Below are 269 nucleotides of genomic sequence, written 5' to 3'. Positions count from 1 at the left end.
CCGTAGCAGGGTGGCATAACCGATGTCTGTCGCGGGCTTGCTGGCGGCTTGCGCCCGATACCAGCGCCTGAGGCTGTAGGCACCCAGCAGCGCGGTACAACTGGCCCCCACTGCGCCCGCCAGGACCAGCATGTCGAGGTTGAGTTGCAGTTCGCCCCGCCAGGCAAGGATGACGGTCGCCGCACTGGCCACACTAGCCCCGGTGGTGAGGAAGCTGGCCTGTACGAAATGGCCAAGCGCCCGGTGCTGCTCGGACAGGATGGTGGTCA

General features: G+C 66.5%; 1 protein-coding gene. It reads right to left on the bottom strand.

Annotated elements, in window-relative coordinates:
- Positions 1 to 269, bottom strand: a 269-nt coding sequence (locus tag SB765_RS30070; RefSeq protein ID WP_410932555.1) for a hypothetical protein, incomplete at both ends; no start/stop codon positions are given.

Source organism: Pseudomonas sp. SIMBA_067 (assembly GCF_046534675.1).
Taxonomy (GTDB): Bacteria; Pseudomonadota; Gammaproteobacteria; order Pseudomonadales; family Pseudomonadaceae; genus Aquipseudomonas; species Aquipseudomonas putida.
Note: the sequence above shows the minus strand (reverse complement) of the source record. Positions and strands in the feature narration are given on the sequence as shown.